We start from the raw sequence: 9,231 nt of genomic DNA, 5'->3' as shown, positions 1-9,231 counted from the left end.
CCGACGTCCGCGACCGGCTCGAGGAGTTCGGCGGCAACGGCATCCTGGGCGTCGCGGGCGACTCCGCCGGCGGCAACCTCTCCGCCGTCGCCGCCCAGCACGTACCGGGGATCGCGGCCCAGCTGCTGATCTATCCCGCGACCGACGTCCCCGGCGACTTCGCCTCGCGCGCCGAGAACGCCACCGGCTACTTCCTCGACGAGCCGACGATGACCTGGTTCATGACGCAGTACCTCGACGCCGACACCGACCTCGCCGACCCCCGCCTGTCCCCGCTGCGCGGCGACCTCGCCGGGCAGCCGCCGGCCGTCGTCGTCACCGCGGAGTTCGACCCGCTGCGCGACGAGGGCATCGCCTACGCCGACGCGCTCGTCGACGCGGGCGTGCCCGCGCAGCAGCACACCTACCCCGGCCTGATCCACGGCTTCTTCGACATGGGCCCGTGGTCGCCGGCCTGCCAGCGGGCGATCGACGAGACGATCGCCCGCTTCGCGGAGGTCCTGCGCCGGGCCTGAAGCGTCAGGCCCGAAGGTCAGGCCCGAAGGTCAGGCCAGAACATGCGGCCAGAACGTGCGGCCAGAACGTGCGGCCAGAACGTCGGGCCCGAGCGTCAGGCCTGAGCGACGTGGCTCGGCAGGACGCACGCGGCGTCCAGGCCGAGCACCCGGTTGAGGCGGCCGAACGCGATCCAGGAGCCGAGGCACATCGACAGCTCCGCGATCTCGCGGTCGCTGTAGGCGGCGCGCATCCGCTGCCAGAACCCGTCGTCGAGCCCGTGGTGGTCGAGTGCGTACCGCTCGGCGTACTCGGCGGCGAGGCGGGTGCGCTCGTCGAACGCGCGCGTCGTCCGCCACTCCTCGACCGCTTGGTCGAACGTGTCCTCGACCTTCTGGCCGTCGCGCTCGGTGCGCCAGTCCTGGCAGAAGAGGCAGCCGTTGATCTGCGCGATCCGCAGCCGGGCGGCCTCGAACTCGCGCAGGCCGAGCGTGCTGTGCTCGTAGACGCTCATCGCGAAGGCGGACGCCGCCGGGCCGATGCCGGGGACCAGCTCGCCCCAGACGTGGAGGATCGGGTCCTTGCCCTCGGGGATGTCGATGAACATCAGGCCTCCTCGGTGCGCGTCGTGCGCAGGTAGGTGCTCGGGACGAGCGGGACGTCGAGGCCGTCGTACAGGCCCGGGGTGGCGGTGCGCAGCCACGGGATCGCATTCACCAGCCGGTTGGCGGCCGTGGCGTTGCCGCCGGCCGCGCGGTTGCCGCCCTCGTCGGTCGCCTCGACGTTGATCTCGATGCGAGGGCGGCCCTCGATGATGACGCGGTGGGCGCCGTCACCGCCGTCGGGCGGCATCGGCCAGTCGTAGGCGCAGGACGCGGCGATCCGGGTGACGTGCTCGATGACGATCCTGGGCTCGCCGCCCACGATGCCCTGGACCTCGAACCGGAGCGCACCCTGGGTGCCGGCCTCGAACTCGCCGAGCGCCGTGGTCACCGTCTCCTGGAGCGCCTGCCGCTCGACCGTCTCGCGCAGCTCGTCGACCTCGACTCCGAGCGCGCGGGCGATGAGCCGGACCTGCCCGCCCCACACCATCGACGGGATCCCGGCCGCGACCATCGGCGGCTCGTAGTCCATCGGCTGGCCCATTCCGACGATGGAGCGGACCGAGTCCTCGGCGTCGTACGTCGAGTAGTCGAAGATCTCCTGGCACCGCACCTGGTCGATCTCGGACGCCAGCCCGCTGACCAGCGCCGGCAGCAGGTCGTTGCCCCAGCCCGGGTCGATGCCGCTGACGAACAGCGCGCTGCCGCCCTCGGCGCACGCCTTCTCGACCGGGACGCGGACCTCGTCGGGCGCGCTGCGGTGGTCGTAAAGCGCGTAGACCGACGGGGTCACCACGACGGCTCCCCCGGCCAGCGCCCGCGCGATGTCGACGACCGCGTCGTCGGGCCGCAGCTCACCGGACGCGGCGTACGCCACGGCGCCCTGGCCGTGGAGCGTCGCCAGCGCGGCGTCGACGTCTGTCGTCGCCGCCACGCCGGTCGCGCCGCCGAGGCCCGCGAGCTCACCCGCGTCCTTGCCGGCCTTGGCCTCGTCGTTGACGATCACGCCGGTCAGCACGAGCCCGGGGTGCGCGACCACCGCGCGGATCGACGCGCGCCCCATGTTGCCGGTGCCCCAGACCACGACCGGGATGGGTTGGTAGAACGCGTTCTCATCCGCCATGGGGGGAGGTTAGGCGGCTCAGCGAGGTTGCGGTAGTGCGACAGCGTGTTCTTTTTGGTGAACCGTCAGCGCCGCGCGGTGACGTAGCAGGCGACCGCCGTGGCCGCCGCGACGTTCAGCGAGTCGATGCCCGCCGCCATCGGGATGATCGCGCGCCGGTCGGCCGACTCCTCCCACCGCGCGGACAGCCCGTGCCCCTCCGAGCCGAGGACGAGCGCAACCCGGTCGAGGCCGGCCACCGCCTGGTCCACCGGTACGGCGTCCGGGGCGAGCGTGAGCGCGACGGTGGTGAAGCCGCGAGCGCTGAGGGCCGGCAGGGCGTCGTACCAGTCCGGGAGGCGGGTCCAGGGCAGCGAGAAGACGGCGCCCATCGCGACCTTGATCGCGCGCCGGTAGAGCGGGTCGGCGCAGCGCGGGGCGAGCAGGACGGCGTCGAAGCCGAGGGCCGCGCCGCTGCGGATGATGGCCCCGATGTTGGCGTGGTCGACCAGGTTCTCGAGCACGAGGACCGAGCGGGCGCCGTCCAGCACCTCGTCGAGCGACGGCAGCGGCCGGCGCTCCAGCGAGGCGAGCGCGCCGCGGTGGACGTGGAAGCCGGTGACCTGCTCGGCGAGCGCCTCGGAGAGGACGTAGCAGGGCGCGTCCGAGCGGTCGAGCACGTCGGACAGCCCGTCCAGCCACCGCGGCGCCATCAGGAACGAGCGCGGGGCGTAGCCGCCGAGGACCGCGCGCCGGACGACCTTCTCCCCCTCCGCGAGGAACAGGCCGTGCTCCGCCTCGAGGTGCTTGCGCAGCTCGACGTCGCGCAGGTCGCGGTAGTCGGCCAGCCGCGGATCGTCCGCGGCGTCGATCTCGACGAGCTCGGCCACGACGTCAGTAGGCGTCGGGGTGGGCGACGCGGACGACCTCGCCGATCACGATGATGGCCGGCGGCTTCACCGACTCCTCGGCGAGCCGGTCGGCGAGGGTGCCGAGGGTGGCGAGCACGGTGCGCTGGGTCGGCATGGTGCCGTCGCAGACGACGGCGACCGGAAGCGACGCGGGGCGACCGCCCTCGATGAGCGCGGTGGCGATGGCTGGGGCGTTCTCGACGCCCATCATCACCACGACGGTCCCGTTGAGCTGGGCCAGCGCCTTGTAGTCGGTCAGCGCCTCCGGGTGACCCGGCGGAAGATGACCCGAGACGACGGCGAACTCGTGCGCCACGCCGCGGTGGGTGACCGGGATGCCGGCCACGCCGGGCACGGTGACCGGCGAGGTCAGGCCCGGGATGACGGTGACCGGCACGCCGGCCGCGCGGCAGGCGATGACCTCCTCGTAGCCGCGACCGAACACGAAGTTGTCGCCGCCCTTGAACCGGACGACGCGCTTGCCCTCGAGCGCCCGCTCGACGATGACCCGGTTGATCTCCTCCTGCTGCGCCGAGCGTCCGCGCGGCAGCTTCGCCACGTCGACCAGCTCGACGTCGGCGGGCAGCTCGCCCAGCAGCTCGCGCGGGGCGAGCCGGTCGGCGACGACCACGTCGGCGTCCATCAGAGCCTTGCGGCCGGCGATCGAGATGAGCTCGGGGTTGCCGGGGCCGCCGCCGACGAGGGTCACGCCCGGCGTCCGGTCGCGGTGGTGGGGCGCCGCGATGGTGCCGTCGCGCAGCCCCGCGACGATCTCGTCGCGGACCGACGCCGAGCGGCGCGGGTCGCGGTTGCCGACGACGGCGACGGTGATGCCGGCCTCGCGGCCGATCGCCGGGGTCCAGGCGGTGCCGAGGGTGGCGTCGTCGGAGCGGACGCAGAAGATCCGCTGCTCCTCGCACAGGGTCGACACGTGGTCGTTGACGGCCCGGTCGTCGGTGACGGCGATGACGTACCAGGCGCCGTCGAGGTCGGCGTCCCCGAACGGACGCTCGTGCCAGGTGATCTCACCCGAGCCGACCAGGCCCTCGATCGCGGGCGTCACGTCCGGCGCGACGACATGGACGTCGGCGCCGACGGCGATGAGCTGCGGGACGCGCCGCTGCGCGACGTGACCACCGCCGACGACGAGCACACGGCGCCCGGCGAGGCGCAGACCGGACGGGTACGGCGGGAAGTCACTCACCCGCACATTCTCCCGACAGACCGCGCCGGGTCGTTGGTGCGGGCCAACCACCGGACTAACTTCGGTGACATGAGTCTCGATCGCCCGGTCACTCCGGACCCGTATCCCCTGCTCCCCGCGACCGCCTCGTTCGCCGTGACCAGCGACGACGTCACCGACGGCCAGCCGCTGAAGGCCGACCAGGTCTACGACGGCGGCAACACCTCACCGCAGCTCACCTGGGAGCGCGGCCCCGAAGGCACGCAGAGCTATGTCGTGACCTGCTTCGACCCGGATGCGCCCATCCCGAGCGGGTTCTGGCACTGGGTCGTCGTCGACATCCCGGCCGACGTGACCAGCCTCGACACCGGCGCCGGTACGTCGGACGCGTCGCTGCCCGAGGGCGCCTTCCACGTCCGCAACGACTTCGGGACGCTCGACTTCGCCGGCGCCGCTCCCCCGCAGGGCGACCAGGTCCACCGCTACTTCTTCGTCGTCCACGCCGTGCAGGAGCCGAAGCTCGGCGTCGACGGGTCGGCGACCCCGGCCGTGGTCGGCTTCAACCTGGCGTTCAAGACGCTCGGCCGCGCGATCATCACGGGCACGTACGCGCACTGAGGCGCGTCCCCGAGGGGGACTTCCTGACGGAAACTGGCGCTTCCTGACGGTTGCAACCGTCAGGAAGCGCAGGAATCCCCGCTGAAGCGGGGATTCCCACACCGCCGGGCCGAGCCGATCAGAGCCCCATCGACTTCGCGATGATCAGCTTCATCACCTCGGACGTCCCGCCGTAGATCCGGGTGACGCGGGTGTCGGCGTAGAGCCGCGCGATCGGGTACTCGTTCATGTAGCCGTAGCCGCCGTGCAGCTGCAGGCAGCGGTCGATGACCCGGCCGGCGACCTCGGTGCAGAACAGCTTGGCCGACGCCGCGTCGACGGCGGTCAGCTCGCCCGCGTCGTGCGCCTCGAGCGCGCGGTCGCAGACGGCCTGGGCGGCGTCGACCTCGCTCTGGCAGGCGGCCAGCTCGAACTTGGTGTTCTGGAAGGACGCGACGGTCGTGCCGAAGACCTTGCGGTCCTCGACGTACGCCTGGGTGAAGCGGATCGCCGCGGCGGCCTGGGCGTAGGCGCCGTAGGCGATGCCGAGGCGCTCCTGCGGGAGGTTCTGGCCGAGGTAGGAGAAGCCCTCGTTCTCCTCGCCGAGCAGGTCGGCGGCCGGGACCATCACGTCGGTGAACGACAGCTCGGCGGTGTCGGAGGTGCGCAGGCCGAGCTTGTCGAGCTTGCGGCCGACCGCCCAGCCCGGCGACGAGGTGTCGACGGCGAAGAGCGAGATGCCGAAGCGGCGGTTGCTCTCGAGCGGCGGCGACGTGCGGGCGCAGACGATGACGCGGTCGGCGAGGACGCCGCCGGTGATGAAGGTCTTCGCGCCGTTGAGCACGTAGTGGTCGCCGTCGCGCTTGGCGGTGGTCTGCATGCCGGCGAGGTCGGATCCGGTGCCGGGCTCGGTCATCGCGATGGCCCACATCTCGGTGCCGGCGACATAGCCCGGCATCCAGCGCTTGAGCTGCTCGGGGGTGGCGAGCTTGAGGAGGTACGGCAGGCACAGCTCGACGTGGACGCCGGCTCCGCCGAGCTGCACGCCCGCCCGGGCGCACTCCTCGGTCAGGATCGCGGAGAACTTGAACGAGTGGATCCCCGCGCCGCCGTACTCCTCCGGCACCTCGATCCCGAACACCCCGAGCTCGCCGAGCTTGGCGTAGAGGTCGCGCGAGACCTGGCCCGCGTCGTACCACTCCTGGTAGTGCGGGACGACCTCCGCCTCCAGGAAGGCACGGATGGTCCGGCGGAAGTCGTCGTGGTCCCCGTTGAACACAGTGCGGCGCATGCGGTCATGGTGCCACCGCCGCGAAGCACGTCACCAGCGGCGTCGCGCCGGCGTCAACGGACCGAGTCACCGCCCGCCTCGCGGAGCAGCTGCTCGAACGGCGTGGGCGCCGCGAACTCGTCGGCCAGGGTACGGCGGTGCGGGGTCGCGGCCGCCGGCGTCGTGGAGACGCCGAGCAGCGCGGCCAGCTCGCCGGCCGCTCGCTCGACCCGCTTGTCGAGCGAGCCGTCGTCGGTGGCGCCGAAGTCCTCGCTCGCCGCGAAGACGCCCGTCGGGACGACGACCGCCCGCAGGTAGGCGAAGAGCGGACGCAGTGCGTGGTCGAGGACCAGGCTGTGCCGCGCCGTGCCCGCGGTGGCCGCGATGACGACCGGCTTGCCGTCGAGCATGCCGTTCTCGAGGACGTCGAAGAACGTCTTGAACAGCCCCGAGTACGACGCCGAGAACACCGGCGTCACGACGACCAGACCGTCCGCGTGGCGCACCGCCTCGATCGCCCGCGCCAGGTCCCCGGTCGGGAACCCGGTCAGCAGGTGGTCGGCCAGTGCGTGGGCCAGCGGCCGGAGCTCGACGTGCTCGACGTCGACCTCCTGGCCGCGGGCGCCCACCGCCCGCTCGACGGCGTCGCCGAGCTTGTCGGCGAGCAGCTTGGTCGACGACGGGACGGAGAGCCCCGCCGAGACGACGACGATCCTGGTGGTCATGCGTCGACCTCCTCCTCGGCACGGTCGGTGGTGCCGGTCATGGTGTCCTCGGCGTGGACGGTGACGTCCTTCGAGCCGCCGGCCGCCGCGACGAGCGAGGCGTGGGTCGGGGCGTCCGGGACGGTGGCCGGGCGGCCCTCGGCGAAGCCCTTGCGCATCTCGGGCAGGATCTCGCCGAGCAGGTCGAGCTGCTCGAGGACCGTCTTCAGCGGCAGGCCCGCGTGGTCGACCAGGAACAGCTGGCGCTGGTAGTGGCCGGCGTAGTCACGGAACGACAGGGTGCGCTCCAGGATCTGCTGCGGCGAGCCGACGGTCAGCGGCGTGTGCTCGGTGAAGTCCTCCAGCGAGGGGCCGTGGCCGTAGACCGGCGCGTTGTCGAAGTACGGTCGGAACTCGCGGACGGCGTCCTGGCTGTTCTTGCGCATGAAGAACTGTCCGCCCAGGCCGACGATCGCCTGCTCGGCGGTGCCGTGGCCGTAGTGCGCGAAGCGCTCGCGGTAGAGGGCGACCATCTGCTCGGTGTGCGACTTCGGCCAGAAGATGTGGTTGTGGAAGAAGCCGTCGCCGTAGTAGGCCGCCTGCTCGGCGATCTCGGGGCTGCGGATCGAGCCGTGCCACACGAACGGCGCCACGCCGTCGAGCGGCCGCGGGGTCGAGGTGTAGCCCTGCAGCGGGGTGCGGAAGCGGCCCTCCCAGTCGACATTCGACTCGGCCCAGAGCCGGCGCAGCAGCGCGTAGTTCTCGATCGCGAGGTTGATGCCCTGGCGGATGTCCTTGCCGAACCAGGGGTACACCGGACCGGTGTTGCCGCGGCCCATCATCAGGTCGACGCGACCGTCGGTGAGGTGCTGGATCTTGGCGTAGTCCTCGGCGATGAGCACCGGGTCGGTCGTCGTGATCAGCGTGGTCGCGGTCGAGAGGATGATGTTCTCGGTCTGCGCGCCGATGTAGGCGAGCGTCGCGGTCGGGTTGGACGCGATGAACGGCGGGTTGTGGTGCTCGCCGGTCGCGAACACGTCGAGGCCGATCTCCTCGGCCTTCTTCGCGATCGCGACGGTGGCCTTGATCCGCTCGTACTCCGACGGCGTCTGCCCGGTCGTGGGGTCGGTGGTGACGTCGCCGACGGTGAAGATGCCGATCTGCATGGGTCCGCTCCGTGTCTGGTGGGTTCGGGATGGTCACCGGTCAGAACAGGTGACATGTCAACTATATTCCAGGATCGTTGATCTGTCATCCAGTGAGCCTTCGCGGCGATTCTCGCCCGGATCGCGACGCGGCCCGTTATCGTGGCCGCGGACCTGGTCCGACAAACCCCCCTTTGCCGGACCGGGTCCGCCTGTTTTTCGGCTCTGCTGGCAGACTCGCCGCGTGAGCGAGCAGAGCACGGTCGACATCCTGGGCGAGCCGTGGCGGGTCGAGACCATCCCGCTCGACGACGACTTCGAGGGCGAGGTCGTCGCGACGCTCGTCAGCCGCCGCCGCGACGACGCAGGCGATCCGGCGACCGACCGCGCCACGCTGCACGTGCACGGGTTCTCCGACTACTTCTTCCACACCGAGTACGGCGCCTGGTGGCTCGACCGCGGCCGCGACATGTACGCCCTCGACCTGCGCAAGTACGGGCGCTCGATCCGCCCCCACCAGTCGGCCACCTATGTCGCCGACCTCGAGGAGTACTTCGCCGAGCTCGACGCCGCCTGGGAGCGGATCACCGTCCGCGACGGACACCGCGACGTCGTCCTCACCGGGCACTCGACCGGCGGGCTGATCGTGGCGTTGTGGGCCGACGCCCGCAAGCCGGCCGAGCTCAGTGGCCTGGTGCTCAACTCACCGTGGCTCGACCTGCAGGGCAAGGCCGTCGTCCGCTCCCCCGTCGCCAACGTCATCGTCGACCAGGTCGGCCGGCGCCAGCCGCTGCGCGAGCTCGGCCGCGACGTCAGCGGCTACTACGCGCGCAGCCTGCACCGCGACCACGAGGGCGAGTGGGAGTTCGACCTCACCTGGAAGCCGGTCGAGTCCTACCCCGTCCGCTTCGGCTGGCTCCGCGCGATCCGTCGGGGACATGCCCGGCTGCAGGCCGGGCTCGCCGTGCCGGCGCCGGTGCTCGTGCTCTCCTCCGACCGCTCCGGGCGCCCGCAGGGCATGGACGACGAGCAGGTCTTCACGACCGACATCGTGCTCGACGTACGCCAGATCCGGCGGTGGTCGACGGCGATCGGACCGCACGTCACCTACGCCGCCGTACCGGGTGCGGTGCACGACGTCGTCCTGTCCCGGCCCGAGGCGCGCGCTCGCGCCTACGACGAGATCGGCCGCTGGCTGATGGCCTACGTCGACGGGCGCTAA

General features: G+C 71.8%; 10 protein-coding genes. 3 read left to right on the top strand and 7 right to left on the bottom strand.

The genetic code is table 11. From position 1 onward, the window contains the following. Window positions 1-515 (top strand): alpha/beta hydrolase fold domain-containing protein (locus AB4880_RS08835; protein WP_367918849.1); only part of this gene is annotated, 515 nt, incomplete at its 5' end. 95 nt (window positions 516-610) lie between these two features. Here the strand turns inward: AB4880_RS08835 and AB4880_RS08830 are convergent. The 4 genes from AB4880_RS08830 to cobA form a co-directional block, all read right to left on the bottom strand. Then, a complete protein-coding gene (locus AB4880_RS08830) occupies window positions 611-1,102 on the bottom strand; it encodes a carboxymuconolactone decarboxylase family protein (RefSeq protein ID WP_367918848.1) in 492 nt (163 codons plus the stop codon). Continuing rightward, a complete protein-coding gene (locus AB4880_RS08825) occupies window positions 1,102-2,220 on the bottom strand; it encodes an NAD(P)H-dependent amine dehydrogenase family protein (RefSeq protein ID WP_367918847.1) in 1,119 nt (372 codons plus the stop codon). Before AB4880_RS08825 ends, AB4880_RS08830 begins: the two co-directional genes overlap by 1 nt. A 65-nt stretch (window positions 2,221-2,285) precedes the next feature. Next, window positions 2,286-3,089, bottom strand: a complete 804-nt coding sequence (locus AB4880_RS08820; RefSeq protein ID WP_367918846.1) for a TrmH family RNA methyltransferase — start codon at window positions 3,087-3,089, stop codon at window positions 2,286-2,288. Between the two features lie 4 nt (window positions 3,090-3,093). After that, entirely contained in the window at window positions 3,094-4,314 is a 1,221-nt protein-coding gene (cobA, locus tag AB4880_RS08815) for a uroporphyrinogen-III C-methyltransferase (protein WP_367918845.1), read from the bottom strand. Window positions 4,315-4,383: 69 nt separating this feature from the next. On the opposite strand from cobA, the gene AB4880_RS08810 reads away from it, so the two are divergent. Then, window positions 4,384-4,911, top strand: a complete 528-nt coding sequence (locus tag AB4880_RS08810) for a YbhB/YbcL family Raf kinase inhibitor-like protein (protein ID WP_367918844.1) — start codon at window positions 4,384-4,386, stop codon at window positions 4,909-4,911. Window positions 4,912-5,029: 118 nt separating this feature from the next. Here AB4880_RS08810 and AB4880_RS08805 read toward each other — a convergent pair whose 3' ends face one another. From AB4880_RS08805 to AB4880_RS08795, 3 genes are read right to left on the bottom strand one after another with little or no spacing between them, the layout of a single operon-like run. Next, window positions 5,030-6,181 (bottom strand): acyl-CoA dehydrogenase family protein, encoded by a 1,152-nt coding sequence (locus AB4880_RS08805; protein ID WP_367918843.1) that lies wholly within the window; start codon window positions 6,179-6,181, stop codon window positions 5,030-5,032. A 53-nt stretch (window positions 6,182-6,234) separates the two neighbouring features. Beyond that, on the bottom strand, window positions 6,235-6,885 hold the full coding sequence (locus tag AB4880_RS08800) for an FMN reductase (protein WP_367918842.1): 651 nt from the start codon (window positions 6,883-6,885) through the stop codon (window positions 6,235-6,237). After that, a complete protein-coding gene (locus AB4880_RS08795) occupies window positions 6,882-8,030 on the bottom strand; it encodes an LLM class flavin-dependent oxidoreductase (RefSeq protein ID WP_367918841.1) in 1,149 nt (382 codons plus the stop codon). Before AB4880_RS08795 ends, AB4880_RS08800 begins: the two co-directional genes overlap by 4 nt. Before the next feature lie 223 nt (window positions 8,031-8,253). Here AB4880_RS08795 and AB4880_RS08790 point away from each other — a divergent pair, with 223 nt between their 5' ends. Further along, on the top strand, window positions 8,254-9,231 hold the full coding sequence (locus AB4880_RS08790) for an alpha/beta hydrolase (RefSeq protein ID WP_367918840.1): 978 nt from the start codon (window positions 8,254-8,256) through the stop codon (window positions 9,229-9,231).

It is taken from the genome of Nocardioides ginsengisoli (assembly GCF_039537225.1).
Lineage (GTDB): Bacteria > Actinomycetota > Actinomycetes > Propionibacteriales > Nocardioidaceae > Nocardioides > Nocardioides ginsengisoli.
This window is presented reverse-complemented; position numbering and strand designations above follow the sequence as displayed.